Source organism: Hydrogenophaga sp. L99, from assembly GCF_058731905.1.
Genome location: NZ_CM178972.1, coordinates 2666424 through 2692615, shown reverse-complemented (window position 1 = coordinate 2692615; position 26192 = coordinate 2666424). Strand labels below are relative to the sequence as shown.

The following is a 26192-nucleotide window of genomic DNA, read 5'->3' as shown; positions in this document are numbered from 1 at the left end:
CATGGACAGGCCACCGCCCACCCGCCTGAGCGCTTCGCTCAAGGGCTTCGCCGGCACGGTGTTGACACTGTTGCAGGTGCGCCTGGAGCTGCTCAGTGTCGAAGCGCAGGAAGAGGTGGTGCGCGTGGTCGGTCTGTTGCTGTGGGGCTTGGTGGCGGCGCTTCTGTTGGCCATGGGCCTGGGCTTTTTGGCCATCTTCATCACGGTGGCGCTGTGGGACACACAGCGCCTGTTGGCGCTGGCGGTGTTTGCCACGCTCTTTCTCACTCTGGGTGGCATCGCCACCTGGATGGCATGGCAGCGCGCGCGCCGCGGCTCGGCCCTGTTCGCCAGCAGCCTGGCCGAGTTGCGGCAGGACCGCGAGCAGCTGCGTTCCTGAGCCCATGGCGCAATCCCAACAAGCGCTCGCGCAGCGACGGCAAGCCCTGGTGTTGCGTTCCCAGCAGCTGCGCGGCCAGCTGGACACCAACCTGCGCGCGCTCGCGCCAGCGTTCACCTTGGCCGACCATGCACAGGATGCGTGGGTCTGGGTGCGATCCCGTCCGACGGCCGTGCTCTTGCCGGTGCTGACGGTGGGCGTGGTCTGGGTGGTCCGAAAGCCGACGCGGCTGTTTCGCCTGAGCTGGGGCGCTTGGTCGGCTTGGCGACTGTGGCAGCGAGCAGGACGGCGCTGGCTGTGAGGCTTTCTTGACTTCGGCGCGCCCGTACAAAATTCCGCAGTCGGTGCTGGTGGTGATCCACACCCCGGCGCTGGAGGTGCTGCTGATCGAGCGTGCCGATGCACCGGGTTTCTGGCAGTCGGTGACCGGATCTCTCGACCAGGAAGACGAACCGTTTGCAGTGGCGGCCTCTCGCGAGGTGGCCGAGGAAACCGGGCTGGACGCCCAGGCACCCGGCCACGTACTGACCGACTGGGGCCTGGAAAATGTGTACGAAATTTACCCGCAGTGGCGGCACCGCTACGCACCCGGCGTGACCCGCAACACCGAGCGACTTTTTGGTCTGTGCATCCCGCAGCCGCTGTCTGTGGTCTTGAGTCCCCGCGAGCACCAGGCACAAGTCTGGTTGCCTTGGGCCGAGGCGGCCGAGCGCTGTTTTTCACCGTCCAATGCCGAGGCTATTTTGCAGCTCCCGCACCGGCGCAGCCGCTGAATTCGCACCTGCTGGCATCAGTCACCCTGGGCAGCAAACCCGAGTCCATTGGTGGCATGATTTGGGCATGAGCATCGTTCGAGTCGCAACTTACAACATCCACAAAGGCGTGCAGGGCCTGGGTCCGGGGCGCCGGCTGGAAATTCACAACCTGGCGCACGCGGTGGAGCAGTTTGATGCCGACATCGTGTGTCTGCAAGAGGTGCGCAGCCACAACCGCAAGCTGGAAAAGCACTTCACCCGCTGGCCCGATCTGGACCAGGCAAACTACCTGACGCCGGACGGTTACGAGGCTGTGTACCGAACCAATGCCGTGACGCGCCACGGCGAACACGGCAACGCGCTGCTCTCGCGCTGGCCGGTGCTGGAGAGCAAACATTCGGATGTGTCCGACCACCGTTTTGAGCAACGCGGGCTGTTGCATGTGCAGTTGCTGGTGGACGGGGTCGCTGTGCATGTGGTGGTGGTGCACCTGGGGTTGATTCATGCCAGCCGTGAGCGCCAGGTGCAGCGCCTGGGGCATTACATTGCTGCCGAGTTGCCGTCTGATGCCCCGCTGATCGTGGCGGGAGATTTCAACGACTGGGGCGCCCAGCTGCTCAAACCCATGGCCGACCTGGACCTGCGCACGTTTGACGGCATTCGCTTGCCGACCTACCCGTCGCGCTTGCCGCTGCTGCATCTGGACCGTATTTTTGTGCGGGGGCTCAAGCCGGTGTCGGCCCATGTGCCTCACGGGCGGGCCTGGACACGCATGTCCGATCACTTGCCGCTCATTGCCGAGCTGGAGCTGTGAGCACGGGCCTGCCGCTGGACGCCGATGCGCCTGGGCGCCGGGGTGCTGGGGGCATGAAAGGGGGTCACCAGCTGGTTTTGCTGCAAAACGGCTCGGCGCTGTTCCCTGCCTTGGTGGAGGCCATGGATGCCGCGCGCTCGGTGGTGCACCTGGAAACCTATATTTTTGAATTTGCGGGCTCGGCGCTGAGCGTGGCCGAGGCCTTGGAGCGGGCCGCATTGCGTGGCGTGGCGGTGCGGCTGGTGATCGACGGTGTGGGCACGCCCCGCATGCCCACCGAATGGGTGCAGCGCTTTGCCAAAGCCGGCGTGCGCTGGCGGGTTTACGCGCCGCTGGGGCGCCTGGGCTTGCTGTTGCCCAGCCGCTGGCGGCGGTTGCACCGCAAGCTGTGTGTGGTGGACGGCACGGTTGGGTTTTGTGGCGGCATCAACATCATTGACGATCAAGACGATGTGGCGCTGGGCCGTTTGCTGGCACCCAGACTCGATTTTTCGTTGCAGGTGGCTGGCCCGCTGGTGGACGACATGGTGGAAACCATGGAGCAGTTGTGGTGGCGCCTGCAGGCGGTGCGCAAGGCCCGGCAGCGGGAATTTCGCGCGGCTTGGCAGGCGTTGCGTGCCACCCGCCCGGTGGGCGATTTTTCGCGTCTGCTGGCGAAGATCGAGTCCCGAACTGGCTTGGACTTTCCTGGTGCTGCGGCTGTTGAGTCCAGCGAGACAGCGCCCGCCTCGCTGGGCGTCGATGGTGCCCGCGCCGCTTTGCTGCTGCGCGACAACGTGACCCACCGGCACGATATAGAACGTGCCTACCTGAAGGCCATTGGCGAGGCGCGACGCGACATTGTCATTGCCAACGCCTACTTCATTCCCGGGCGCAAGCTGCGGCGGGCTCTCATGCTCGCTGTGGGGCGCGGTGTGCGCGTGCGCTTGTTGTTGCAGGGCAAGTACGAGCATTTTTTTCAGTACCGCGCGGCGCGCCCGGTGTACCAGACCTTGTTGAATGCGGGTATTGAAATCCACGAGTACGCGCCCAGTGCCTTGCATGCGAAAGTGGCCGTGTTTGACCAGCGCTGGGCGACGGTGGGTTCGACCAACCTGGATCCTTTGTCGATGCTCTTGGCGCGAGAGGCCAACGTGATGACCACCGACAGGCGCTTTGCCGCTTTGCTGCACGATTGCCTGGACGACCACGTCATCCGCAGTGGACAGCAATTGCATGCCACGAGCCTGAGCCAGCGTCCCTACCATCAACGTGTGCTCGACCGCATCGCTTTCGGCATCATGCGTGCCGTGTTGTTCATCACGGGCCACCGTTACTGACCTCGGCAGATGCGCCAAGCGCTCGGGGTGGGGTTGATCTGGGACGGGTCAAAACCCCAAGAGATTCCCAGTTATTCAGGGCGGGCAGTGGGCTCAAGGTGCCGGTGTTAGCATGTCGCATGCTCGTGAAAACAGAACCTGACATGACCCCAGCCCTCCCCGCCGATGACGACCAGGGTGTGCCTGTGTCGGTCAAAATTCGAGAGCGCGTCAAAGCCGCACGGCAGCGCTTTCACTCCAACGACAACATCGCTGAGTTCATTCAGCCGGGCGAGCTGGACAAGCTGCTCGACGAGGTGGCCGGCAAGATGCAAGGCGTGTTGGAGAGCCTGGTCATTGACCTCGATAACGACCACAACACCGGTGACACCGCGCGCCGCGTGGCCAAGATGTACATCAAAGAGGTGTTCAACGGCCGCTACGTGAAGGGCCCTGCGGTCACCGAATTTCCCAACGCCGAGCACCTCAACGAACTCATGATCGTTGGCCCGATCACCGTGCGCAGTGCCTGCAGCCACCACTTCTGCCCGGTCATCGGCAAGATCTGGATTGGCATCATGCCCAACGAGCACACCAATGTGATTGGTCTGTCCAAGTACGCGCGTCTGGCCGAATGGATCATGGGCCGACCGCAGATCCAGGAAGAGGCCGTGGTGCAACTGGCCGATTTGATCCAGGAAAAAACCCAGCCCGACGGCCTGGCCCTGGTGATGGAAGCCAGCCATTACTGCATGGCCTGGCGTGGTGTGAAAGACATGGACAGCAAGATGATCAACTCGGTCATGCGCGGCGTGTTTCTCAAAGACCCCAACCTCCGGCGCGAATTCCTCTCGTTGATTCCACGCTGAACCCAGCCCAGCGTTGCCACCCCGTTTTATCTGAAGGTTCCCATGCTTGTACGCCTGCTTTACGTCAGCCGCGCCGTCGATAAAGACAGCGCCCGTCTGATCGAGTCCATCCTCGAAGCCTCCCGTTCGCACAACATTGGCAACGGCATCACCGGTGTGCTGTGCTACGGCGGCGGCGTGTTTCTGCAAGCCATTGAAGGCGGGCGCACGGCGGTCAACACCCTTTACAACCACATCGTGGCCGACAAGCGCCACACCGACGCGGTGCTGCTGCACTACGAAGAAATCTCCGAGCGCCGCTTTGGTGGCTGGACCATGGGCCAGGTCAACCTGTCCAAGCTCAACACCTCGATCGTGCTGAAGTACTCCGAGCGTCCCGAGTTCGATCCCTACGCCGTGTCGGGCAAGGTCTCACTGGCGCTGCTCGAAGAGTTGATGGCCACGGCCAGCATCATCGGTCGCGCTTGAGCGCCGTGGGTTTGCTGCTTTCCACCGGGCTCCTGGCCTACCGTTCGGCGTGACCACCGCCCTGCTGGGGTGCGATTTCACCAGTGCACCCAGCCGCCGCAAGCCCATCACCCTGGCCGTCGGCACCCTGGACCGTGGCCGCGTCCTCTTGGGCAACATGGAGCGGTTCGAGACGCTGGACGCCTGGGGTGAACGGCTCAGCCGCCCGCAGATATGGGTGGGTGGTTTTGATCTACCCTTTGGCTTGCCGCGTGAACTGGTGACCACGCTGGGCTGGCCGACCGGCTGGCGCGACTGCATGGCGCACTACGCCAGCCTGGACCGCTCCACCATCCGCGATGCGTTCGCCGCGTTCTGCGACGCGCGCCCGGTAGGCGGCAAGTTTGCCCACCGCGCTACCGACGTCCCCGCAGGCTCCAGTCCGAGCATGAAATGGGTCAACCCGCCGGTGGCTTTCATGCTGCATGCGGGTGTGCCGCGCTTGATCGATGCGGGTGTCACCCTGCCGGGTTTGCACCCCGGCGATCCGAACCGCATGGCCCTGGAAGCCTACCCCGGCCTACTCGCGCGCAGCGTGTTGGGCAACACCTCGTACAAGAGCGACGACAAGACGCGGCAGACGCCTGACCGCCTGATTGCCCGCAAGACACTCATCAACGCGCTGGAAAGCGGCTTGGTGCCGCTGTTGCAGGGCGCCCAGCTGCGCCTCAAGCTCAGCCATGCGCAGCGCGACGCACTGGCCGACGACGCCAGCGGCGACAGCCTGGACGCGGTGCTTTGCCTGCTGCAGGCAGCCTGGGCCCAGACCCAGCACAGTGCCGGGCACCCGTGCTGGGGACTCCCGCCATTCGATCCCCTGGAAGGCTGGATCGTTACAGCCTGAGTCGCCACTTTGGTGCATCATGGGCCACGGTCTGGCGCCTGTGTCTTTTCGGACCCGGGTTGCACGTCCAGTGATGGAATGGAAAACTTCATGAACGCAATCAAATTGGCCGGCATCCTGTGCATTGCAGCCGGCATAGCGGGGTTGCTGTACGGCAGCTTCAGCTACACCAAAGACACCGAGGTGATCAAGCTCGGTCCGGTGGAACTGTCCGTGAAAGAAAAGGAAACGGTGAACGTGCCCATGTGGGTGGGCGTGGGCGCCATCGTGGTGGGCGGGGCCTTGTTGCTGGCCGGTTCTAAAAAAGGTTGATCGGGTGGCGCGTGGGCGCACGCAGGGCCTGACCTGTATCAAACCCGCGGCTGCAGCCATCGGAGACACTGCAGCGCTGTGGCCGCGTTGCGCGGGCTTTTTTAATTTTGGTGCCTGCCCGTGTCCACTTGGTTGTCTCGTTTTCGTCCCGTAACCCCCACCAGTCAAACCACCTTGCCACCGAGCCGCCACAAGCCGCATGAAGACATTCAGGCCTTGCTCACCGGCACGTTGTTTGTGGCGTTGGGGGTGGTCATGTTTCGCCACACTGGGCTGATCACCGGCGGCACGGCGGGCCTGGCATTTTTGCTGCACTACGCCACCGGCTGGAACTTCAGCCTCGTGTTTTTTGCCATCAACCTGCCGTTTTACGGCCTGGCTTTTCAGCGCATGGGTTGGGTGTTCACGCTCAAAACCTTTGCCGCCGTGGCGCTGCTGGCAGTCTTTGTGCAATGGGTGCCGCAGGGCATCACCTTTGCTGCGTTGTCTACCGGTTTTGCCGCGGTCACGGGAGGCCTGCTCATGGGGGCTGGCATGTTGATGCTGTTTCGCCACCGCGCCAGTCTGGGTGGTTTCAACGTCCTGGTGCTGTACCTGCAAGAGCGTTTTGGCTGGCGCGCTGGCCACGTTCAAATGGCCTTTGACTGCGCCATTGTGTTGGCCGCCATGGCGGTGGTCGACTGGTCGCAAATCCTCTGGTCGGTGCTGGGTGCGTTGGTGCTCAACATGACACTGGCCATCAACCACCGTCCGGGGCGCTACATGGCTGTGTGATCGGTGTGACAAACGGCCCGTGCCGTGCGCCGCTGCCTTTTGTCTGGCCTTGAAGCTGGCAGACTACCTGCATGACGTTTTACAAATACACGAGCCTTTGGTGTGCGCCACGTGGTTCGCTTGCCCTGCTGGTGGCCGCTGCGCTGGCTGGCCCAGCCACTGGTTGGGCCCGGTCGGATGCAGCTGCCGGCGCCGCCCCCAGTCAGGCCAGGCAGCCATTGCCTTTCACCTTTACCGGCCGCGTCACCCGGGTGTTTGATGGCGATACGCTGTGGGTCAAGCCGCTGGCCGGTGGCCGCTACCGCAAGTTGCGGCTGGACGGCGTGGATGCCCCAGAGATTTGCCAGAGCGGTGGCCCAGCCGCCCGCGATGCACTGGCCGTGCGCGTGCTCGACCAGGTGGTGACGGTTCGCGTACGCGCGTTTGACACCTACGGCCGCGGCTTGGCGCAAGTCACTGCCGGTGGCGATGACATGGCCGCCGTGCTGGTGCGTGGCGGCCACGCCTGGTCTTCCCGCTGGCGGCGCAGCCTCGGGCCTTACGCGGCCGAAGAAGCGCAGGCGCGTGCCGAACGCAAAGGGGTGTTTGGTGTGGACGGTGCTGAAACACCGCGTGAATTTCGGCGCCGGCACGGGCCGTGTTCTCTGCCTTGAGGCACGCGGCTTGCGGCTTCAGGCGTGCGGCTGGCCGCACACCGCACACTGCGGGTTTTGGGGCAGGGCGATTTCGTTAAAGGCCAGGTCGCGGCCGTCCAGCATCAGCAGGCGCCCGGTCAAGCGCGAGCCCTGCCCCGTCAGCAGCTTCAGCGCTTCAGCGGCCTGCATGGTGCCCACAATGCCCACCAGTGGCGCAAACACGCCCATGGTGGCGCAGCGGGTTTCTTCCACGCCGCTGTCTTCGGGAAATACGCAGGCATAGCAGGGGTTGCCTGGCACGCGCGGGTCAAACACACTGAGCTGGCCGTCCATGCGGATGGCGGCGCCCGACACCAGCGGTTTGCCGTGCTCCACGCAGGCGCGGTTGATGGCGTGGCGGGTGGTGAAATTGTCGGTGCAGTCGAGCACCACGTCGGCTTGCGCCACCAGTGTGTTCAGCAGGGTCTCGTCAGCCCGTTGCACCACGGGCGCAACAACCACGTCGGGGTTGATCGCGGCGACGGCCTGCTGCACCGACAGCGCCTTGGCCATGCCCACCCGGGCCAGGTTGTGTGCAATCTGGCGCTGCAGGTTGGTTTCGTCCACCACATCGTGGTCGACCACCGTGATGCGGCCAACACCCGCGCTGCCCAGGTACAAGGCCACCGGCGAGCCCAGGCCGCCGGCACCGATCACCAGCGCGTGCGACGCCAGCAACTGCTCTTGCCCTTCAACGCCGAGTTCGTTGAGCAAGATGTGGCGCGAATAGCGCAGGAGCTGGGCGTCGTTCAAGGGCAGTCGCTGCGGCAGGGCCGCCGCAGGGTCAGTTGTCTTTTTTCTCTTCGGCGCTGCGCACCGTCAGCGTCTTGCTCACCACCACCGGCTGGCCTTTGAGCTGGTTGAGCGCTTGTTGCAGCTGGAAGTCTTTTTCGCTGCCAAATTCCGGCACCAGGCGTTGGCCCGGGTTCTTCTTGGCTTCTTCTTCCAGGCGTTTGCGGGCTTGCTCACGCGCTTCTTCGCGCTGCTGTTCCTCAGCGCGGCGCGCATCGGTCATGGGCGGTTCGGCGTCTTTGCCGTTGCCCAGGTGCTTTTGCAGGTCGGCCTCGCGGGTACGCAGGGCGGCAAACACATTGCCTTCGAGGGTTTCGTCCACCATCACGTCGGGCACGATCCCCTTGGCCTGAATGGAGTTGCCCGAGGGCGTGTAGTAGCGCGCGGTGGTCAGCTTCAGGCCGGTTTCTGGCCCGAGGGGACGCACGGTTTGCACCGAGCCCTTGCCGAACGTCTGGCTGCCCAGAATGGTGGCGCGTTTGTGGTCTTGCAAGGCGCCCGCCACGATTTCGCTGGCCGATGCAGAGCCTTCGTTCACCAGCACCACCAGCGGTACTTTTTTCAGTGCGCCCTGGGTGGCGTCGGTCAGCCGCTTGATCGGGTCCGGGCCACCGCGGCGCAGGTAGTGCTGCGGAATCGCCTTGTAGACAAATTTGCTGTCTTCGAGCTGGCCGTTGGTCGACACCACCGTGACGTTTTCAGGCAGAAACGCTGCTGACAGCGCAACCGCTGCGTCCAGCAAACCGCCCGGGTCGTTGCGCAGGTCCAGCACCAAGCCCTTGAGCTTGGGGTCGGCCTTGTAGATCTCTTCCACTTTGCGGGCAAAGTCTTCAATGGTCCGTTCCTGGAACTGCGACACCCGAACCCAGGCGTAGCCGGGCTCGACCACCTTGGACTTGACGCTCTGGGTTTTGATTTCTTCGCGCGTGATCGTCACCGGAAAACTGCGGTTTTCGTCCTTGCGGAAAATGGTGAGCAGCACCTTGGTGCGCGGCTCGCCCCGCATGAGCTTGACCGCGTCGTTGATCGACAGGCCCTTCACGGCCGTGTCATCGATCTTGGTGATCAGGTCGCCGGTTTTGAGTCCGGCGCGGAAAGCAGGTGAGTCTTCGATGGGCGAAACCACCTTGACCAGACCGTCTTCCATGGTGATTTCAATGCCCACGCCCACGAACCGGCCGCTGGTGCCTTCGCGGAATTCCTTGAACGACTTTTTGTCGAAATACTGGGAGTGCGGATCGAGGCTGGCCACCATGCCAGAGATGGCTTCGGAGATGAGTTTTTTCTCATCCACCGGCTCCACGTAGTCGGTCTTGACCATGCCAAACACCGCAGCGAGCTGTTGCAGCTCTTCGAGTGGCAAGGGCGCCAGCGTGCCCCGAGCCACCGCCTGCAGTTGTACGGTGGTGAGCGCGCCAGCCACCGCGCCAATGGCAACCCAGCCCGCAATTTTCAGCTTTTGACCCACAAATTTACCCATGGAAATACCTCAAAACAAACCTGAGCGGTGCCGGAGGCGCCTGCTGCAAAGCAATATACACCTTGGAGCAAGCCCGGGTATTTCGGTTCCGTAAAGCCTTTGGTGCCTCAGCGGGTGGCCTTCAGCCCTTGCCTTGTGCCGCGACGGCAGCCGCCGCGGCCGCTGCGGCTTCGGCGTCCCCCAGGTAGTAACGCTTGATGAGCTTCAGATCGGCGTCCAGTTCGTACACCAGCGGAATGCCGTTGGGGATGTTGATGCCCACAATGTCTGCGTCGCTGATGCCTTCGAGGTACTTCACCATGGCACGGATGCTGTTGCCGTGGGCGGCCACCACCACGCGTTTGCCGGCCTTGATGGCGGGTGCCAGCGCCTCGTTCCAGAACGGCATGACGCGGGCCACTGTGTCTTTCAGGCATTCGGTCAGGGGCACCTGGTCGGGTTGCAGCAGGGCGTAGCGGCGGTCGCTGCGCTCGCAGCGCGGGTCGGTCGGCTCCAGTGCGGGCGGTGGCGTGTCGTAGCTGCGGCGCCAGATCAGCACCTGCTCGTCGCCATATTGTTTGGCCATGTCGGCCTTGTTCAGGCCCTGCAGGGCGCCGTAGTGGCGCTCGTTCAGGCGCCAGCTCTTCACCACGGGCAGCCAGGTGCGGTCCATCTCGTCCAGGGTGTACCAGAGGGTGTGAATGGCCCGCTTGAGGACGCTGGTGTAGGCAATATCGAAGTCGTAGCCTTCGGCCTTGAGCAGTTTGCCGGCCGACATCGCTTGGGACACGCCGGTCGGCGTCAGGTCCACATCGGTCCAGCCGGTGAAGCGGTTTTCAAGGTTCCAGGTGGATTCACCGTGGCGGATCAGGACGAGTTTGTACATGGGTAGATGAGGGCGTTGATGCGCGCAAAACCAGGGTGACAGCACTGCGCAGAGCGGGTCCGAGTTGAACTGCGGCGCAACGTGGCCCACACAGTCCAGCCAGACATTCTAAAATCGCGGGCTTAACTGAAAGGTGTCCCCGTGAGTTTTTTTATTGAAAACTGGATTTTGATTGCCGTAGCGTTCAGCGCGGGTGCCATGTTGATGTTCCCGGCACTGACCGCCGGGGGCGGAGCAGATTCGCTCAACCCCGCTCAGGCGGTGCAGTTGATGAACCGCGAGAAGGCCGCCGTGATCGATGTGTGTGGCGCCGATGAATTTGCGGCCGGGCATGTGGTGGGTGCCAAGAACATTCCTCTGGCCGACCTGGAAGCCAAGCTGACCGGTGCGGTGAAGAACAAAGCCACGCCGGTTATTTTGGTGTGCGCGTCGGGCATGCGTTCCAAGCGCGCTGTGGCCATTGCCAAGAAGCTGGGCTACGAGAACAGCCATTCCCTGGCGGGTGGCATGGGTGCCTGGCGCACGGCCAGCTTGCCGGTTGAAAAAGCCTGATCATTCCGGCCGATTTCCCCGCAACCTTTTTTCAGGATTCCGCATGACCACCGTCAAGATGTACACCAGCGCGTATTGCCCCTATTGCAGCCGCGCCAAGGCCTTGCTGCAAGCCCGTGGCGTGACCCAGCTTGAAGAAGTCTTTGTTGACGGGCAACCCGAGCTGCGCGCGCACATGAAAGGCCTGACCGGGCGCACCAGCGTGCCGCAAATCTTCATTGGTGAAACCCATGTGGGCGGCTGCGACGATCTGCATGCGCTCGATGCAAAGGGCGGCCTGGTGCCCATGCTGCAAGCCTGAGCGGCTGAGGCCGTTGAGTCCTGTGCGACGGGGCTGACATAATCACCACCGGTGCCCGCTGCGGGAACGCATTTCCCCGGCGGGTTTCGTTTTTCCAGACTATTAGAGACTTCACATGGCCGACACCCAAGAACCCATTTTCCAGATCCAGCGCGTCTACTTGAAAGAGGCTTCCCTGGAGCAGCCCAATTCGCCCGCCATCTTGCTGGAGCAAGAGCAGCCTTCGGTGGACATTCAGCTGGGCGTGGAAGCCAACCCGGTGGCCGACGGCGTGTACGAGGTCTGTGTCACCGCCACCGTGCAGACCAAGATCAAGGACAAAACCGTGTTCCTGGTCGAAGCCAAGCAGGCTGGCATTTTTGAAATTCGCAACCTGCCCCAAGAGCAGATGGGTCCGATCATGGGCATCGCTTGCCCGCAAATCGTCTACCCCTACCTGCGCAGCAACGTGGCCGACCTGATCCAGCGTGGCGGCTTCCCGCCCGTGCACCTGGCCGAGATCAACTTTCAGGCCATGTACGAGCAGCAGCAGGCGCAGGCCGCTGAAGACGCCCCCCGTATCGTCACGCAATAAGCGTGCAGGCTGTGGGCGCAACAGCACCCCTGAACATCGCCGTGCTCGGCGCTGGTGCCTGGGGCACGGCGCTGGCCATCAGCGCGGCGGGGCCTTCGGGGCAGGCGCACCGCGTCACGCTGTGGGCCCGCGACGCTGCACAGGCGGCAGACATGCAGGCCCAGCGAGAAAACCGGCGCTACCTGCCCGGGTTTGCGTTGCCTGAAGGCTTACAGGTTTCACACGCACCGCTGGGTGGCCCAGACGCGCCCACCCACGGTGCTGATCTGGTGATCGTGGCCACCCCCATGGCGGGGCTGCGCGGCATGCTGGAGTGCTTGCGCGAGCAGCCGGCCCCGGTGGCTTGGCTGTGCAAGGGCTTCGAGGCACCCCGTGGCGAGCCTGCCATGGGGCTTATGGGGCACGAAATTCGGGCCGAGGTCGCGCCACAGCTGCAAGCGGGTGTGCTCAGTGGCCCCAGCTTTGCCCAAGAGGTGGCCCGCGGCCAGCCCACCGCCCTGGTGGCGGCCAGCGAGCACGCCAGCGTGCGCGCTGCGCTGGTGGCGGCGTTTCACAGCCCAGCGCTGCGTGTTTACGCCAACGAAGACATCGTGGGCGTGGAAGTGGGCGGTGCGGTGAAAAACGTGCTGGCCATTGCCACCGGGCTGTGCGACGGGTTGAACCTGGGCCTGAATGCTCGGGCCGCGCTGATCACCCGGGGACTGTCCGAAATGACCCGCCTGGGCTTGGCGCTCGGCGCACGGGTGGACACGTTCATGGGCCTGTCGGGCCTGGGCGATCTGGTGCTGACCGCCACCGGCGACTTGTCACGCAACCGCAAAGTGGGCCAGTTGCTGGCGCAGGGCTTGAGCCTGCAACAGGCCGTGGACTCACTGGGTCACGTGGCCGAGGGCGTTTACAGCGCCCGCACCGTGGTGCAGCGCGCCCGCATGCTCGGCGTGGACATGCCGATCAGCGAAGCTGTGGTGGCGCTGCTGGACGGCCAATTGAAACCCGCGCAAGCCGTGGCCGCCCTGATGGGGCGCGACCCCAAAGACGAAACGGTGTAGTCAACGCCGCAGGCACTCACAGTCTTTGAAACGACCCAGGAGCCCGCACGGCAGAACCGCCGCCGGCGCGCAGTGCCCCCCACCCAGGATGCCGCGGAACCGGCTCAGCCGGGCCGCCAGCATCGCCCCCCTGGTGGGGTGACGCCGCAGGCGGCGCGGGGGGAATATATCTACACCTCGAAGTTGTCGATCAACCGCGTTTGCCCCAGCCGGGCCGCACCCAGGACCACGAGGCTTTGTGCGGCCGTGGCGTCAGCGGCCGCAGGAGGCTGCAAATCGGTGCGGCGGCGCACCGTCATGTAGTCGGGCTGCCAGCCTCGCGAGGCCAGCGCTTGCATGGCGCGCGCTTCCAGTGCTTCTTGCTGACGCGGCAGGCCTTCGGCGGCGGCGAGCGCGTCGCGTGCCAGGCTGCGCAGGGCCATGGACAGCTGCACCGCCTCGGCGCGTTCGGCGTCGCTCAGGTAACCGTTGCGCGAGCTCAGCGCTAGCCCATCGGGTGCGCGCTGGGTCTCCCCGGCCACGATGGTGACGGGCAGCGCGAACTGCTGCACCATGCGCCGGATCACCATTTGCTGCTGGTAATCCTTCTTTCCAAACAGCGCGTGGCGCGGTCCTTTGGCTTCTGAAAACACGCACTGAAACAGCTTCATCACCACCGTGCTGACACCGATGAAGAACCCAGGACGGAAGTGCCCCTCCAGGATGTCGGCCAGCTCGGCGGGTGGATGGATCTTGAAGCCCTGTGGCTCCGGGTAAAGCTCTTTTTCGGAAGGCGCAAACACCACGTCGCAACCGGCTTGTTCCAGCCGGTCGCAATCGGCCTGCAGCGTGCGCGGATAGGTATCGAAATCCTCGTGTGGTGCGAACTGCAGGCGGTTCACGAAAATGCTCGACACGGTCACGTCACCCAGCGGCTTGCCGGTGCGCACCAGCGCCAGATGACCATCGTGCAAGTTGCCCATGGTGGGCACAAAAACGGGAGAGTCGAACGGTTTCAGCGCCGCGCGCAGGTCTTTGATGGTGTGGACGAGTTGCATGTCAGACAGAGGGGAGGTTGCCAAAAAACACCGCCGGGCTGGCTTCGCCAGACGGCAGGTGTTGCCTACTTGAGGGGGTCGCTCGCAGCGCGGCAGGGGTGGTCCTGTTCACCAGGCGTGGAGTTGGTCGTCGGGGAAGCTGCCGTTTTTGACAGCGGCCACATAGGCGGCCATGGCTTCGCGCACGCTGCTCGCGCCGTCCATGAAGTTGCGCACGAACTTGGGGTTTTTGCCCAGGTTGATGCCCAGCATGTCGTGCATCACCAGCACCTGGCCTGCTGTGCCTTTGCCAGCGCCGATCCCGATGGTGTGGCAGGTCGTGAGCTCGGTGGTGATTTCGGCTGCCACCACGGCCGGCACCATTTCCAGCACCAGCATGGTGGCGCCGGCGTCTTGCAGCTCAAACGCGTGGCGCCTGAGCGTGAGCGCGGCCGCGTCGCCGCGCCCTTGCACCCGGTAGCCACCGAGCGCGTGGACGGTTTGGGGGGTGAGGCCCAGGTGGGCGCACACCGGAATGCCGCGTTCCACCAGAAAGTGCACGGTCGGGGCGGTCCAGCCGCCGCCTTCCAGTTTGACCATGTGGGCGCCAGCGCGCATCAGCTCAGCGGCACTGCGCAGCGCCTGTTCTTTGCTCTCGTGGTAGCTGCCAAAGGGCAGGTCGGCAATCACCCAGGCGGTGGCCTGCACGCGCTGCAGGCCACGCACCACGCTTTCGGTGTGGTAGCGCATGGTCTCCAGCGTCACGCCCACGGTGCTCGACAGCCCCTGGCACACCATGCCGAGCGAGTCGCCCACCAGGATGCACTCCACGCCGGCGGCATCGGCTACGGCGGCAAAGGTGGCGTCGTAGGACGTGAGCATGGTGATTTTTTCACCACGTTCGCGCATTTCCATCAGCCTGGGCAGACTCACCGGCTTGCGTTGCGGCAGTGGCGAAGCGGCTGGCAAGGTGCCATAGGGCGTGGCTGTGGGGGCTGCAGATTGGGGTGTGCTCATCTCGATGTCCCTCGGGTTGGTGGCATGGCGTTGAGAATGGGGGCACTATATTCGATCCCGTTATGCTTGCGTCCCATGAAACACCTGTCTGAATTCACCCCGACCGATCTGGCCGCATTGGCCAGCGCCGATGTGGCGCGCGCACTGGCTGAAGATGTGGGCTCCGGCGACCTGACCGCGTCCCTGGTCGATCCCTCCCGCCGCACCCGGGCGCGCATCCTGGCGCGCGAAGACGCCGTGATCTGTGGCTCCCCCTGGGTGGAGGCTGCGCTGCTTGCACTGGACCCGCAAGCGCAGCTCACCTGGCATGTGACCGAGGGCCAGCGCTGCCGTGGCGACCAGGTGGTGCTGGAGATTGAAGGCCTGGCGCAGCCGCTGCTGACGGCCGAGCGCACCGCGCTGAATTTTCTGCAGCTGCTGTCGGCCGTGGCCACGAAAACCGCCACCTACGTGGCAGCGGTGGCCGGCACCCGGGCACAGATTGTGGACACCCGCAAAACGCTGCCAGGCCTGCGGCTGGCGCAAAAATACGCGGTCACCACCGGTGGCGGTGTGAACCACCGCATTGGTTTGTACGACGCCGTGCTGATCAAGGAAAACCACATTGCCGCCGCCGGTGGCGTGGCGGCGGTGTTGCAGCGGGTAAAGGACACCGCACCCCAGGCGCGTTTTGTTGAAATTGAAGTGGAAACATTGCCCCAGCTCAACGAGGCGCTGGCCTGTGGCGCCACCATGGTGCTGCTGGACAACATGGACATACCGACCTTGCAGGCCGCTGTGCTCAGCAATGCGGGCCGTGCCGTGCTGGAGATTTCGGGTGGCGTGAACTTGCAGACCGTGCGCGCCCTTGCAGAAACCGGTGTTGACCGCATTTCCATTGGCGCCTTGACGAAAGACGTGAAGGCTGTCGACTTCTCCATGCGCATGGATTGACCCGCCCCTGCCGCGCTGCTTGCGACCCCCTCAAGGGGGCGGCAATGGCGGCCTGGCAAAGCCAGTTCCGCTGTGCTCTGGCATTTTTTGCGCTGCACCTGTGGCGCTGACTGGAATCACTGACATGACTGACACGACCCTCATCGACGTTGAATACGAACAACCCGCCTGCCCGACCAAACACGCCTGGGCGCGCGTGCCAGTGGAGCCTGGCCCCAAGCAGCGCGCCGAGCTGAAAGAGCGCATTCGCCGCCTGCTCAAAGAGCGCAACGCGGTGATGGTGTCGCACTATTACGTGCACCCCGACCTGCAAGATCTGGCGATTGAAACCGGCGGTATCGTGAGCGACTCGCTGGAGATGGCCCGCTTTGGCCGCGACCACGCGGCGCAGACGCTGGTGGTGTCGGGTGTGCGCTTCATGGGCGAGACCGCCAAAATTTTGAGCCCGGAAAAAACCGTGCTCATGCCCGACCTGGACGCCAACTGCTCGCTCGACCTGGGCTGCCCGATTGATGCGTTCAATGCGTTTTGTGACGCCCACCCCGACCGCACCGTGGTGGTGTACGCCAACACCAGTGCGGCGGTGAAGGCGCGCTCGGATTGGCTGGTCACCAGCAGCTGCGCGCTGGACATCGTGCGCGCGCTTAAAGACAAGGGCCACAAGATTTTGTGGGCGCCTGACAAACACCTGGGCGGCTACATCCAGCGCGAAACCGGGGCCGACATGGTGATGTGGACCGGCTCGTGCATTGTTCACGACGAGTTCAAGGCCTTTGAGCTGGAAGCGCTTAAAAAACAGCACCCCCTGGCCAAGGTGCTGGTGCACCCAGAAAGCCCGGCGGACGTGATTGCCCTGGCCGATGCGGTGGGTTCGACTTCGGGCATTTTGCAGGCGGCACGAGAGATGGATGCGCCGGAATTCATTGTGGCCACCGACAACGGCATGATGCACATGCTGCGCATGCAGAATCCCGGCAAGGTGTTCATTGAAGCGCCCACCGCCGGCAACAGTGCCACCTGCAAAAGCTGCGCGCATTGCCCCTGGATGGCCATGAACGGCCTGGCCGGCGTGGCCCAGGTGCTGAAAAAAGGCCTGAACCAGATCCACGTGGACCCTGCGCTGATTCCCCGCGCCCGTCAGCCCATTGACCGCATGCTGGCTTTCACCGCCGCCTTGCGGGGTGGTCAGGACGCAGGCGCGCTGGTGCCCCACATCGGCGCAGCATAAGCAGCCAAAGCCCTTCCCGCAGCGCGTGCCCCACCACAGGATGCGGTGGATCCGGCCGCCGGGCCACTCGCATGGCCCCCTGGGGGGTGACGCGCGCAGCGCGGCGCGGGGGGATCCCTATCTAGCCGGTGGCGTCAGGATCGTGGGCTTGGCTTCTGGCAGCAGGTCGGGGTAGTCGCGGCTGAAGTGCAGGCCGCGGCTTTCCCGGCGCAGCATGGCGCTCATCACGATCAGGTCGGCCACTTGCACCAGGTTGCGCAGTTCCAGCAGGTCGCGGGTGACGTGGAACTGGGAATAAAACTCGTGGATTTCGCGTTGCAGCAGCGTGATGCGGTGCGCCGCGCGCTCCAGGCGTTTGTTGGTGCGCACAATGCCGACGTAATCCCACATGAAGCGGCGCAGTTCGTCCCAGTTGTGGGAAATCACCACCCGCTCGTCGGCGTCGGTCACGCGGCTTTCGTCCCATTGCGGCATGGCGGGGCTTTGCGCCGGGGCGGTGTTGCGGATGGCGGCTACGGCGCCTTGGGCAAACACCATGCACTCCACCAGCGAATTGCTGGCCAGCCGGTTGGCGCCGTGCAGGCCGGTGAAGGTGGTTTCGCCCACCGCGTACAGGCCCTGGATGTCGGTGTGCCCGGCCAGATCGGTGAGCACGCCGCCGCAGGTGTAATGGGCCGCGGGCACCACCGGAATCGGTTCTTTCGTGATGTCGATGCCCAGCTCGGCGCAGCGCGCCAGGATGTTGGGAAAGTGCTCGTGCAAAAACTCGGGGCTCTGGTGCGAAATGTCTAGGTGCACGCAGTCCAGGCCGTGCTTTTTCATTTCGAAGTCGATGGCGCGGGCCACCACGTCGCGTGGCGCCAGCTCGGCGCGCGGGTCGTGGTCGGGCATGAAGCGGTGGCTGCCCAGCGCTGGGGGCAGCTTCAGTTGGCCACCCTCGCCGCGCACCGCTTCTGTGATCAGGAAGCTCTTGGCGTGCGGGTGGTACAGGCAGGTGGGGTGGAACTGGATGAATTCCATGTTGCCCACCCGGCAGCCCGCGCGCCAGGCCGCGGCAATGCCGTCGCCGGTGGCGGTGTCGGGGTTGGTGGTGTAGAGGTACACCTTGCCGGCGCCGCCGGTGGCCAGCACGGTGTGGGCGGCGCTGAAGGTGATGACTTCGTCGCGCTCTTCGTCCAATATGTAGGCGCCGTGGCAGCGGGTGGATGCCGCGGACTTGCTGTGGCCCGGCAGTTTGCGGTCGGTGATCAGGTCCACCAGCATGTGGTGTTCAAACACCGCAATGCTCGGGGTGTCTTTGAGCCGCTGGATCAGCGTGGCCTGCACGGCAGCGCCGGTGGCGTCGGTGGCGTGCACGATGCGGCGGTGGCTGTGGCCACCCTCGCGGGTCAGGTGCAGCTCGCCGTGTTCGGTGGAAAACGGCACGCCCAGCTCTTGCAGCCAGGCCACGGCGGCGGGCGCGTGTTCGACCGTGAAGCGGGTGGCTTCCAGGTCGCACAGGCCAGCGCCGGCCACCAGGGTGTCGTCCACATGCGACTGAAAGCTGTCACCTTCGGCCAGTACCGCGGCAATGCCGCCCTGTGCCCACATGCTGGAACCATCGCTGAGCCCGCGCTTGGTCACCACGGCCACCCGGTGGGTGGTGGATAGGTTGAGCGCAGCGGTCAGGCCCGCCAGACCGCTGCCGATGATGAGAACGTCAAATTCAAGGAGGGTGGTCATGCCGGGGGTGGGGTTCGGTAGGCTGGGCAACGGCGGGGCGCTGGGGCCAGCACTTCGGTGGATGGGGGCGGTGGTGAGCTGGGTGCCGGGTGTCAGCGCGGTGTGTAGGCCAGCCGCACATAAATGGGGGCAAAGGCCTCGGCCTGGGTCAGCTCGATCAGGGTTTCCTTGGCCAGTTCCAGCATGGCGATGAAGGTCACCACCAGCACGGGCTGGCCTTTTTCAGGGTCAAAAAGCTCGCCAAATTCGACGAACTTGCGGCCTTGCAGGTGGCGCAGCACGATGCTCATGTGTTCGCGCACCGAGAGTTCTTCGCGGCTTATCTTGTGGTGTTGCACCAGCTTGGCGCGCTTCAATATGTCACGCCAGGCGGTTTGCAGGTCAATCGGTGTCACGTCTGGGAACCGGGGCACCAGCGCCTGCTCCACATAGACCTGCGCGCGCAGAAAGTCGCGTCCGTATTGGGGCTGGTCGGCCAGGCGCTGGGCGGCCAGCTTCATTTGCTCGTATTCGAGCAGGCGGCGCACCAGCTCGGCGCGGGGGTCTTCGGCTTCTTCGCCCTCGGCCACCTTTTTGGGCGGCAGCAGCATGCGCGACTTGATCTCGATCAGCATCGCCGCCATGAGCAGGTATTCGGCTGCTAGCTCCAGGTTGCTGGCGCGGATCTCGTCCACATAGGCCAGGTACTGCCGCGTCACCGCCGCCATCGGGATGTCGAGGATGTTGAAGTTCTGCTTGCGGATCAGGTAGAGCAGCAGGTCCAGCGGGCCTTCAAAGGCCTCCAGGAAAACCTGCAGTGCGTCGGGCGGGATGTAAAGGTCCCGTGGCATGGCAAACAGCGGTTCGCCGTACAGCCTGGCCAGGGCGACGTGGTCCACCACCTTGGGCAACACGTCGTCCAGCCCCGCAGGGGCGGCGTTGAGTGTGGTGGCCTCAGGACTCATGAGCGGTGCGCGAGGCAGCCGGTTCAGGTGTGGTCAGAACCCGTCTGGTACACGTAGGGCTGTTGTGCCACGGTGGCGGTCTCTGCATCGGTCTGGAAGCTGCGGTCGATCTGCTTGTCCCACAGCAGGGCACGGCCCTGGCGCTGCTCCTGTTCCAGCGCGGGGCGGTCGGCCTTGAGCTGGGCGATGAACTGGGTCGTGTCGGAAGCGTAGTGCGGGCGGGCAAAGAAGGACATGGTCGGCGCTCAGAGGAAGGAGGCCCATTTTAGCGACCCATCGGGGTTTCCCGGATGTGTCCGGCTTTGGCGGCTGCGGGCGCCCCCAGCCGGACGCAGTCAGAGCGGCTCAACCGCCCGGCTGTGCCAGTTCAGCAGGGTCTTGCGCACCGTCATCAGAGGGGCCAGGTCGGGGAATTCGTGCCGCACCATATCGGCTGCGAAGTCGGCCATGAAGTTGGACTTGAGCAAGGCGCGGGCGCGGTCCACCCCGATGTCTTCGTAGGGCACGGACGACAGCACCAGAAAGCCATCGTCCGGAATGCGGCCCGCGCGCATATTGGCCCGGATGATGCCGGCCGCCTTGCGGATCGGGTCGGCCAGGTCGGGGCTGTAGGGGCCGATGATCAGGGCCAGGTTGGGCAGGTGCAACCAGTCAAACCCGCGCCCGACGCAGATCATCCACTCGCGGTGCTCAATGTCCAGGGTGCGGGTCAGCCGCCGGATGGCCGCAATGTGCTTCAAGTTGCCCTCCAGCAACGGCAACAGGTCGGCGCGGATCTGGGTCGGCATGTCCGGCAGCAATTGCAACAGACGCGCCGGCAGGGTTTCACGGTCGGCTTCACCGAGTTCGGCCAGGTTCAGGGTCTCGCCCTGGGTGCCGTGCACCACGATCGCGTCTTCGTCCGTCTCGAAGCCACAGACCAGCGGATAGACCGTGCCGTGGGTGGCCCCAAACAACACCGACACCTCGCGCTGGATGTCGAGCGTGTGGGCGCGTGCGTCGTCGGTGCGGTAGTGAAAGCCGGCACAGCCCCGGCGCTCGTCGCCCTTCGAATAGTGGTAGGTGATCATCACCAGGGCTTGGCGGCCGCTGCGCACCACCTTGTCCATGGTGGCGGTGAGCGTTTCGCCCAGGTGCGGCCAGCCCAGGTTGAAGATGCCGCCGAGGTTGCGAAACGGCTGGATGATGCCCTTGGGCGTCTGGGTGGCAATGGGGATGTTGATGCGCCCGTCCATGCACTTCATCACCAGGATGGCCGTGGGGTGGCGGGCCAGGTAGCGCTGCCGCGCCAGCCAGGCTTCGGGGCTGGCGTAGTCTTGCGCGTGCCGCTGGGCCAGGCCAAACAGCCAGTCCATGCGTTCGGCAATCGGGCTCTGGAGCGGGGCCGGGCTGTGTTGCATGTGGGGCGGCCGGGGGCTTCACTGAAAGGTGTGCAGATGGGCCGCGAAACCCGAGCGCTCCATCAGCGAGCGGGGTTGGGCGTTCAGCCCCACGATGCCCAGGTGGCCCCCGCGCTTGTGCACCGCTTTGTGCAACTGTTCCAGCGCATCCAGCCCGGTGGTGTCGAGCGAGATGAGCTGGGTGGCGTCCAGCATCACGTTGACCGGGGTGGGTGAGGCCTCGACCTCGGCCACGATGGGATCGATCTTGGCCACGGCACCAAAAAACAGCGAGCCATACAGCCGGAAGGTGAGCTGCTGGCCGTTGCGCGAAATGGGCTCGGCGCGAAAGATGTCGCTCTGGCGGCGCACAAACAGCACCACGGCCAGCACCAGGCCCAGTTCCACCGCCACCGTCAGGTCAAACACGATCGTGACCAGAAAAGTGGACACCATCATGAGCCGGTAGTGGTTGCTGAACTGCTTGAGGCGGCCAAACTCGCGCCATTCGCCCATGTTCCAGGCCACAAACATCAGCACACCCGCCAGCACCGCCAGCGGTATGTGGGCCGCCAGCGGCGCGGCCAGCAGCACCACGGCGGCCAGCGTGAGGGCGTGCACCATACCCGCCACGGGCGACACCGCGCCCGAACGGATGTTGGTCACCGTGCGGGCAATGGTGCCGGTGGCGGGCATGCCGCCAAAGAACGGCACCACGGCGTTGGCAATGCCCTGGGCCATCAGTTCCTGGTTGGGGTCGTGTTTGGGCGCGTCGCCCAGCTGGTCGGCCACGCGCGCGCACAACAGCGACTCAATGGCCCCCAGCAGCGCAATGGTGAGGGTGGGCGTGACCAGCATCTTCACGGTTTCCCATGAAAAAGCGGGCAGCTCAAACGCGGGCGCCCCTTGCGGAATGCCGCCAAAGCGCGAGCCGATGGTTTCCACCGGCAGGCTGAACAACCAGGCCACCAGAGACAGCGAGATCAGCGCGACCACCGGCGCTGGCACGCGCGATGTGGCGCGCAACGCGCTCACGGTTTCAATTTTGTCGAGCTGGCGCCGAAACTGCGAGTCCACCGCCCACAGGCGCGGCCACACAAACAGCCCCGCCACGCACACCGCACCCAGGCCAAACGCGTACAGGTTGAAGCTGCCAATGTGGCCGGCAAGGGTGCTGATCTGGCTGAAAAAGTCGCCCGGCATTTTGGCGATGTCCAGCCCCAGCAGGTCGCGCACCTGCGACAGCCCGATGAGCACCGCAATGCCGTTGGTGAAGCCAATCACCACGCTCACCGGCACGTAGCGCACCAGCGTGCCCAGCCGGAACAGGCCCAGCAAAAACAGCAACACCCCGGCGCTGGCGGTGGCGATCAGCAGGTTGGCTACGCCATAGCGCTCAACGATGCCGTAAACGATGACGATGAACGCGCCCGCCGGTCCGCCAATCTGCACCGAGGTGCCGCCAAGCGCTGAAATGATGAAGCCCGCAATGATCGCGGTCCACAGCCCGGCCTCGGGTTTGAGCCCGCTGGCGATGGCAAAGGCCATGGCCAGCGGCAGCGCCACAATGCCCACCGTGGCACCGGCCCCCATGTCTTTGGCCAGTTTTTCGCTGTTGTAGCCCTTGAGGTCGTTCAGCAAGCGGGGTCGAAACGGCGCCAGGGGGGGCAGGTTTTTCAGCATCGTGAAATGTTACCGTTTGCGACGGTTCGCAGAACTTACAGGAAGATGACGTCGACCTGAGGGTTTACACTGACTTTTTGGTGTTTTTTGAGGGAGATCAGATGAACACGACCTGGCACCACCTGCCCCGCTGGTTGCTGGCGGGCCTGCTGGCCCTGCTGGTGGCGGCCTGCGACCCGCAAAACATCAGCGAGCTGGAAGAGGGGCTGTCCACCGAGGCCGACGTGCGCGAGCGCTTCGGCGCCCCCGAAGCGGTGTGGGACGGCCCGGACGGCGCCCAGGTGTACGAATACAACCGCCAGCCCGCAGGCCACACCAACTACATGATCACCATTGGCCCCGACGGCAAGATGACCGCGCTGCGCCAGGTGCTCAACCCGCGCACCTTTGCGCAGGTGCAGCCCGGCATGATGATGGAAGACGTGCGCCGCATGCTCGGCAAGCCCATGAAGATCACGACCTACGCCCTGAAGCAAGAAACCCACTACGACTGGCGCTACCTGGACGGGCCGAACGAAAGCGACAGCAAGGTGTTCACGGTGATCTTCTCGCCCGATCTGCGGGTGGTTTCAACCCTGTCGGTGCGCGATCCGGATCTGGACCGCAGCCGCTGAGCGCTGGTCAGTTTGCGCGCAGGCGCTGCCAGTCGTCCAGCGCCGGGCGCAGCACCAGCAGCAACAGCAGCGCCGCCAGCGGCACGGTGCTGATGTAGCCCGCGTATTTGAAGCCCAGCGCACCGGCCAGGCCGCCCAGAAAGAAGCTGGCGATCAGCTGGCCGTGCACGCGCAGGCGCTGGCGGTTGGCGCGCACCGGCTGGTGGCCCAGGTGGCGGTTCACATAGAGCAGTTTGCCCAGCTCGATGCCGAGATCGGTGAGCAGGCCGGTGATGTGGGTGGTGCGGATGACGGCGCGTGAAATCTTGGTGATGACCGCGTTTTGCAAGCCCATGATGAAACACAGCAGCACCACGGTGAGTGGCAGAAACACGGTGGTGAACAGGCTGATGGCGGCACCAAACAGGCCAAACACCAACAGCAGCGAGGCTTCAAGCATGAGCGGCAGGCCGTAAGCGCTGCGCAGTTCGCGCCGCAGGCCCCAGTTGACCAGCCAGGCGGTGGTCATGGCACCGAGCAAAAAAGCCAGCACCGCGCCCACCCCGGCGCCCGCCAGCACGAGCTGGCCCAGCACCAGGTTGTCGGCTACGGACGACAGGATGCCTGTCATGTGCGAGGTGTACTGACCCACCGCCAGGAAACCCCCCGCGTTGGCCGCGCCGGCCACAAAGGCCAGCACCGAACCCAGCTTCAAGTCGGCCTGCGGCGTGCGCTGCAGGCTGGTGAAGCCGCGGATCGGTTCAAACATGCGCGGCGGTCAGTGGATGCGCATGCCGGGTGTGGCGCCCGGCCACGGGTTCAGGATGTAAATGCCAGGCTGCGCCTTTTCGTCGGCGTGGCTGGCGGCCAGCACCATGCCCTCGCTCACGCCAAATTTCATCTTGCGAGGCGCCAGGTTGGCCACCATCACGGTGAGCTTGCCCACCAGGTCTTCGGGCTTGTAGACGCTGGCGATGCCGCTGAACACGTTGCGGGTCTTGCCTTCGCCCACGTCCAGCGTCAGGCGCAGCAGCTTGGTCGAGCCTTCCACCGCTTCGCAATTCACGATGTGTGCGATGCGCAGGTCGACTTTGGCGAAGTCGTCGATGGAGATCGTGTCGGCAATCGGCTCGCCACCGGGCACGGTCTTGGGCTCTTCCGCTGCCGGCGGAGGTTCAAACAGCGCATCCAGCTGCTTCACGTCCACGCGCTGCATCAGGTGCTGGTAGGCGCCAATGGTGTGGCCGGCGCCCAGCAGGCGGCCGGCGTCAGCGAAGGTGAGGGGCTCGATGTTCAGGAAGGCTTCCACGTTGGCGGCCAGCGCGGGCAGCACCGGCTTCAAGTAGAGCGAGATCAGGCGGAAGGCTTCGATGCAGGTGGTGCACACATCTTGCAGGCGGCCTTCCATGCCTTCTTGCTTGGCCAGTTCCCAGGGCTTGTTTTGGTCCACATAAGCGTTGACGCGGTCGGCCAGCAGCATGATTTCGCGCAGCGCCTTGCCGTATTCGCGCTCGGCGTACAGCTCGGCCACCGTGGGCGCCAGGGTTTGCAGGTGGTCCAGCAGGGCGTCGCCGTCGGCCGACACGGCACCGAGTCGGCCGTCAAAGCGCTTGGCGATGAAACCGGCTGCGCGCGAAGCGATGTTGATGTATTTGCCCACCAGATCGCTGTTGACGCGGGCCATGAAGTCTTCGGGGTTGAAGTCCACGTCTTCGTTTTTGCCGCTGAGCTTGGCCGCCAGGTAGTAGCGCAGCCACTCGGGGTTCATGCCGAGTTCCAGGTATTTCAGCGGGTTCAGGCCGGTGCCCCGGCTCTTGCTCATCTTTTCGCCGTTGTTGATGGTGAGGAAGCCGTGCACAAAGACGGCGTTGGGCACCTTGCGGCCGCTGAACTTCAGCATGGCCGGCCAGAACAGCGTGTGGAAGGTGATGATGTCCTTGCCGATGAAGTGGAACTGCTCGGTGGTCGGGTCGGCCATGAAGGCGTCGTAGTCACGCCCGGTTTTGGCAAAGTAGTTTTTCAGCGAGGCCAGGTAGCCAATGGGCGCGTCCAGCCACACGTAGAAATACTTGCCCGGTGCGTCCGGAATTTCAATGCCGAAATACGGCGCGTCGCGGCTGATGTCCCAGTCGCCCATTTTGGGTTTGCCGTCCGGGCCGGGTTCGATCCACTCGGCAATTTTGTTCAGCACCTCGGGCTGCACCGCACCGCTTTGCGTCCACTGGTCCAGGAAGGCCAGACAGCGCGGGTCGGACAACTTGAAGAAAAAGTGCTCAGACGTTTTCAGCACCGGCACCGCGCCCGAGAGCGCCGAGTAAGGGTTGTGCAACTCGGTGGGGGCGTACACCGCGCCACACACTTCGCAGTTGTCGCCGTATTGGTCTTTGGCGCCGCATTTGGGGCAACCGCCCTTGATGAAGCGGTCGGGCAAAAACATGTTTTTCGCGGGGTCGAAAAACTGTTCGATGGTGCGGGTCTCGATCAGGTCGTTGGCCTTGAGCGCGCGGTAAATGTCTTGTGCGAGCTGGTGGTTTTCGGGTCCGTCGGTGCTGTGCCAGTTGTCAAACCCGATGTGGAAACCGTCCAGGTAGGGTTTGCGGCCCGAGGCAATGTCGGCCACGAACTGCTGCGGCGTTTTGCCGGCCTTTTCGGCCGCAATCATGATCGGTGCACCGTGCGCGTCGTCGGCGCAGACGAAGTGCACTTCATGGCCCTGCATGCGCTGGTAACGCACCCAGATGTCGGCCTGGATGTACTCCATGATGTGGCCGATGTGGAAATGGCCGTTGGCGTAGGGCAGGGCGGTGGTGACGAACAGGCGTCTCTGGCTCATGGCAG

The 26192-nt window shown here is 64.3% G+C and carries 30 protein-coding genes; 18 read left to right on the top strand and 12 right to left on the bottom strand.

Annotated features, from left to right (window positions below):
• The first annotated feature begins 1 nt into the window (after position 1).
• The 11 genes from AC4QBL_RS12790 to AC4QBL_RS12740 all read left to right on the top strand — a co-directional run bounded on the left by AC4QBL_RS12790 (position 2) and on the right by AC4QBL_RS12740 (position 7205).
• On the top strand, positions 2-379 hold the full coding sequence (locus tag AC4QBL_RS12790) for a phage holin family protein (protein ID WP_472907059.1): 378 nt from the start codon (positions 2-4) through the stop codon (positions 377-379).
• A gap of 4 nt (positions 380-383) precedes the next feature.
• The gene (locus tag AC4QBL_RS12785; protein ID WP_472900349.1) at positions 384-680 is read left to right on the top strand and encodes a YqjK family protein; all 297 of its coding nucleotides are present in this window, start codon (positions 384-386) and stop codon (positions 678-680) included.
• A 7-nt stretch (positions 681-687) separates the two neighbouring features.
• Positions 688-1152, top strand: coding sequence for a dihydroneopterin triphosphate diphosphatase (gene nudB / locus AC4QBL_RS12780; protein ID WP_472900350.1), 465 nt, complete (start codon positions 688-690; stop codon positions 1150-1152).
• Positions 1153-1219: 67 nt separating this feature from the next.
• Positions 1220-1948, top strand: coding sequence for an endonuclease/exonuclease/phosphatase family protein (locus AC4QBL_RS12775; protein ID WP_472900351.1), 729 nt, complete (start codon positions 1220-1222; stop codon positions 1946-1948).
• A gap of 53 nt (positions 1949-2001) precedes the next feature.
• Positions 2002-3267 (top strand): cardiolipin synthase ClsB, encoded by a 1266-nt coding sequence (gene clsB, locus AC4QBL_RS12770; RefSeq protein WP_472900377.1) that lies wholly within the window; start codon positions 2002-2004, stop codon positions 3265-3267.
• Between the two features lie 119 nt (positions 3268-3386).
• Positions 3387-4115, top strand: coding sequence for a GTP cyclohydrolase I (gene folE, locus AC4QBL_RS12765; protein ID WP_472900352.1), 729 nt, complete (start codon positions 3387-3389; stop codon positions 4113-4115).
• 42 nt (positions 4116-4157) lie between these two features.
• Complete coding sequence (locus tag AC4QBL_RS12760; protein ID WP_472900353.1) at positions 4158-4583, top strand: BLUF domain-containing protein; 426 nt, start codon at positions 4158-4160, stop codon at positions 4581-4583.
• 49 nt (positions 4584-4632) lie between these two features.
• Positions 4633-5466: a DUF429 domain-containing protein gene (locus tag AC4QBL_RS12755; RefSeq protein ID WP_472900354.1), complete on the top strand. Its 834-nt coding sequence runs from the start codon at positions 4633-4635 to the stop codon at positions 5464-5466.
• A 90-nt stretch (positions 5467-5556) separates the two neighbouring features.
• A complete protein-coding gene (locus AC4QBL_RS12750; protein WP_472900355.1) occupies positions 5557-5778 on the top strand; it encodes a hypothetical protein in 222 nt (73 codons plus the stop codon).
• A gap of 174 nt (positions 5779-5952) precedes the next feature.
• Positions 5953-6552: a YitT family protein gene (locus tag AC4QBL_RS12745; protein WP_472900356.1), complete on the top strand. Its 600-nt coding sequence runs from the start codon at positions 5953-5955 to the stop codon at positions 6550-6552.
• A gap of 218 nt (positions 6553-6770) precedes the next feature.
• Complete coding sequence (locus AC4QBL_RS12740) at positions 6771-7205, top strand: thermonuclease family protein (RefSeq protein ID WP_472907060.1); 435 nt, start codon at positions 6771-6773, stop codon at positions 7203-7205.
• Between the two features lie 18 nt (positions 7206-7223).
• On the opposite strand, the gene AC4QBL_RS12735 is transcribed toward AC4QBL_RS12740, so the two are convergent.
• The 3 genes from AC4QBL_RS12735 to gpmA all read right to left on the bottom strand — a co-directional run bounded on the left by AC4QBL_RS12735 (position 7224) and on the right by gpmA (position 10363).
• A complete protein-coding gene (locus tag AC4QBL_RS12735) occupies positions 7224-7979 on the bottom strand; it encodes a HesA/MoeB/ThiF family protein (RefSeq protein ID WP_472900358.1) in 756 nt (251 codons plus the stop codon).
• A gap of 31 nt (positions 7980-8010) precedes the next feature.
• Positions 8011-9486 (bottom strand): S41 family peptidase, encoded by a 1476-nt coding sequence (locus AC4QBL_RS12730; protein ID WP_472900378.1) that lies wholly within the window; start codon positions 9484-9486, stop codon positions 8011-8013.
• A 133-nt stretch (positions 9487-9619) separates the two neighbouring features.
• Entirely contained in the window at positions 9620-10363 is a 744-nt protein-coding gene (gpmA, locus tag AC4QBL_RS12725) for a 2,3-diphosphoglycerate-dependent phosphoglycerate mutase (RefSeq protein ID WP_472900359.1), read from the bottom strand.
• A 141-nt stretch (positions 10364-10504) separates the two neighbouring features.
• Between gpmA and AC4QBL_RS12720 the strand changes: the two genes are divergently transcribed.
• The 4 genes from AC4QBL_RS12720 to AC4QBL_RS12705 all read left to right on the top strand — a co-directional run bounded on the left by AC4QBL_RS12720 (position 10505) and on the right by AC4QBL_RS12705 (position 12839).
• Complete coding sequence (locus tag AC4QBL_RS12720; RefSeq protein ID WP_472907061.1) at positions 10505-10915, top strand: rhodanese-like domain-containing protein; 411 nt, start codon at positions 10505-10507, stop codon at positions 10913-10915.
• Between the two features lie 43 nt (positions 10916-10958).
• Positions 10959-11216 carry a glutaredoxin 3 gene (grxC, locus tag AC4QBL_RS12715; protein WP_472900361.1) on the top strand — a complete coding sequence of 86 codons (258 nt, stop codon included), beginning with the start codon at positions 10959-10961 and terminating at the stop codon, positions 11214-11216.
• A 115-nt stretch (positions 11217-11331) separates the two neighbouring features.
• A complete protein-coding gene (secB, locus tag AC4QBL_RS12710) occupies positions 11332-11790 on the top strand; it encodes a protein-export chaperone SecB (protein ID WP_472900362.1) in 459 nt (152 codons plus the stop codon).
• A 29-nt stretch (positions 11791-11819) separates the two neighbouring features.
• A complete protein-coding gene (locus AC4QBL_RS12705; protein ID WP_472907074.1) occupies positions 11820-12839 on the top strand; it encodes an NAD(P)H-dependent glycerol-3-phosphate dehydrogenase in 1020 nt (339 codons plus the stop codon).
• Between the two features lie 170 nt (positions 12840-13009).
• On the opposite strand, the gene panC is transcribed toward AC4QBL_RS12705, so the two are convergent.
• Together panC and panB are read right to left on the bottom strand one after the other, a co-directional pair.
• Entirely contained in the window at positions 13010-13876 is an 867-nt protein-coding gene (gene panC / locus AC4QBL_RS12700) for a pantoate--beta-alanine ligase (protein ID WP_472900363.1), read from the bottom strand.
• Positions 13877-13984: 108 nt separating this feature from the next.
• On the bottom strand, positions 13985-14872 hold the full coding sequence (panB, locus tag AC4QBL_RS12695) for a 3-methyl-2-oxobutanoate hydroxymethyltransferase (protein WP_472900364.1): 888 nt from the start codon (positions 14870-14872) through the stop codon (positions 13985-13987).
• 75 nt (positions 14873-14947) lie between these two features.
• Between panB and nadC the strand changes: the two genes are divergently transcribed.
• Positions 14948-15805, top strand: a complete 858-nt coding sequence (gene nadC / locus AC4QBL_RS12690) for a carboxylating nicotinate-nucleotide diphosphorylase (protein WP_472907062.1) — start codon at positions 14948-14950, stop codon at positions 15803-15805.
• A 124-nt stretch (positions 15806-15929) separates the two neighbouring features.
• Positions 15930-17033 carry a quinolinate synthase NadA gene (nadA, locus tag AC4QBL_RS12685; RefSeq protein ID WP_472907063.1) on the top strand — a complete coding sequence of 368 codons (1104 nt, stop codon included), beginning with the start codon at positions 15930-15932 and terminating at the stop codon, positions 17031-17033.
• Positions 17034-17150: 117 nt separating this feature from the next.
• Here the strand turns inward: nadA and nadB are convergent, their stop codons facing one another.
• The 5 genes from nadB to AC4QBL_RS12660 all read right to left on the bottom strand — a co-directional run bounded on the left by nadB (position 17151) and on the right by AC4QBL_RS12660 (position 22761).
• Positions 17151-18755 (bottom strand): L-aspartate oxidase, encoded by a 1605-nt coding sequence (gene nadB / locus AC4QBL_RS12680; protein ID WP_472900367.1) that lies wholly within the window; start codon positions 18753-18755, stop codon positions 17151-17153.
• A gap of 92 nt (positions 18756-18847) precedes the next feature.
• Positions 18848-19699, bottom strand: a complete 852-nt coding sequence (locus tag AC4QBL_RS12675; protein WP_472900368.1) for a segregation and condensation protein A — start codon at positions 19697-19699, stop codon at positions 18848-18850.
• 23 nt (positions 19700-19722) lie between these two features.
• Positions 19723-19935, bottom strand: coding sequence for a DUF3460 family protein (locus tag AC4QBL_RS12670; RefSeq protein ID WP_472900369.1), 213 nt, complete (start codon positions 19933-19935; stop codon positions 19723-19725).
• A gap of 99 nt (positions 19936-20034) precedes the next feature.
• Complete coding sequence (locus tag AC4QBL_RS12665; RefSeq protein ID WP_472907064.1) at positions 20035-21099, bottom strand: hypothetical protein; 1065 nt, start codon at positions 21097-21099, stop codon at positions 20035-20037.
• A gap of 18 nt (positions 21100-21117) precedes the next feature.
• Complete coding sequence (locus AC4QBL_RS12660; protein WP_472901682.1) at positions 21118-22761, bottom strand: SulP family inorganic anion transporter; 1644 nt, start codon at positions 22759-22761, stop codon at positions 21118-21120.
• A gap of 101 nt (positions 22762-22862) precedes the next feature.
• On the opposite strand from AC4QBL_RS12660, the gene bamE reads away from it, so the two are divergent.
• Positions 22863-23375, top strand: coding sequence for an outer membrane protein assembly factor BamE domain-containing protein (gene bamE / locus AC4QBL_RS12655; RefSeq protein ID WP_472901681.1), 513 nt, complete (start codon positions 22863-22865; stop codon positions 23373-23375).
• A 7-nt stretch (positions 23376-23382) separates the two neighbouring features.
• Here the strand turns inward: bamE and AC4QBL_RS12650 are convergent, their stop codons facing one another.
• Both AC4QBL_RS12650 and metG read right to left on the bottom strand, forming a co-directional pair.
• Positions 23383-24123 (bottom strand): YoaK family protein, encoded by a 741-nt coding sequence (locus AC4QBL_RS12650; protein WP_472907065.1) that lies wholly within the window; start codon positions 24121-24123, stop codon positions 23383-23385.
• Between the two features lie 9 nt (positions 24124-24132).
• Entirely contained in the window at positions 24133-26187 is a 2055-nt protein-coding gene (metG, locus tag AC4QBL_RS12645; RefSeq protein WP_472901679.1) for a methionine--tRNA ligase, read from the bottom strand.
• Positions 26188-26192: the final 5 nt, after the last annotated feature.

Coding starts and splice junctions, on each gene's coding strand:
- AC4QBL_RS12790 (WP_472907059.1), top strand. CDS start 2: ATGGACAGGCCACCGCCCACCCGCCTGAGCGCTTCGCTCAAGGGCTTC.
- AC4QBL_RS12785 (WP_472900349.1), top strand. CDS start 384: ATGGCGCAATCCCAACAAGCGCTCGCGCAGCGACGGCAAGCCCTGGTG.
- AC4QBL_RS12775 (WP_472900351.1), top strand. CDS start 1,220: ATGAGCATCGTTCGAGTCGCAACTTACAACATCCACAAAGGCGTGCAG.
- clsB (WP_472900377.1), top strand. CDS start 2,002: ATGAAAGGGGGTCACCAGCTGGTTTTGCTGCAAAACGGCTCGGCGCTG.
- folE (WP_472900352.1), top strand. CDS start 3,387: ATGCTCGTGAAAACAGAACCTGACATGACCCCAGCCCTCCCCGCCGAT.
- AC4QBL_RS12760 (WP_472900353.1), top strand. CDS start 4,158: ATGCTTGTACGCCTGCTTTACGTCAGCCGCGCCGTCGATAAAGACAGC.
- AC4QBL_RS12750 (WP_472900355.1), top strand. CDS start 5,557: ATGAACGCAATCAAATTGGCCGGCATCCTGTGCATTGCAGCCGGCATA.
- gpmA (WP_472900359.1), bottom strand. CDS start 10,363: ATGTACAAACTCGTCCTGATCCGCCACGGTGAATCCACCTGGAACCTT.
- grxC (WP_472900361.1), top strand. CDS start 10,959: ATGACCACCGTCAAGATGTACACCAGCGCGTATTGCCCCTATTGCAGC.
- secB (WP_472900362.1), top strand. CDS start 11,332: ATGGCCGACACCCAAGAACCCATTTTCCAGATCCAGCGCGTCTACTTG.
- panC (WP_472900363.1), bottom strand. CDS start 13,876: ATGCAACTCGTCCACACCATCAAAGACCTGCGCGCGGCGCTGAAACCG.
- panB (WP_472900364.1), bottom strand. CDS start 14,872: ATGAGCACACCCCAATCTGCAGCCCCCACAGCCACGCCCTATGGCACC.
- nadC (WP_472907062.1), top strand. CDS start 14,948: ATGAAACACCTGTCTGAATTCACCCCGACCGATCTGGCCGCATTGGCC.
- nadA (WP_472907063.1), top strand. CDS start 15,930: ATGACTGACACGACCCTCATCGACGTTGAATACGAACAACCCGCCTGC.
- nadB (WP_472900367.1), bottom strand. CDS start 18,755: ATGACCACCCTCCTTGAATTTGACGTTCTCATCATCGGCAGCGGTCTG.
- AC4QBL_RS12675 (WP_472900368.1), bottom strand. CDS start 19,699: ATGAGTCCTGAGGCCACCACACTCAACGCCGCCCCTGCGGGGCTGGAC.
- AC4QBL_RS12670 (WP_472900369.1), bottom strand. CDS start 19,935: ATGTCCTTCTTTGCCCGCCCGCACTACGCTTCCGACACGACCCAGTTC.
- AC4QBL_RS12665 (WP_472907064.1), bottom strand. CDS start 21,099: ATGCAACACAGCCCGGCCCCGCTCCAGAGCCCGATTGCCGAACGCATG.
- AC4QBL_RS12660 (WP_472901682.1), bottom strand. CDS start 22,761: ATGCTGAAAAACCTGCCCCCCCTGGCGCCGTTTCGACCCCGCTTGCTG.
- bamE (WP_472901681.1), top strand. CDS start 22,863: ATGAACACGACCTGGCACCACCTGCCCCGCTGGTTGCTGGCGGGCCTG.
- AC4QBL_RS12650 (WP_472907065.1), bottom strand. CDS start 24,123: ATGTTTGAACCGATCCGCGGCTTCACCAGCCTGCAGCGCACGCCGCAG.
- metG (WP_472901679.1), bottom strand. CDS start 26,187: ATGAGCCAGAGACGCCTGTTCGTCACCACCGCCCTGCCCTACGCCAAC.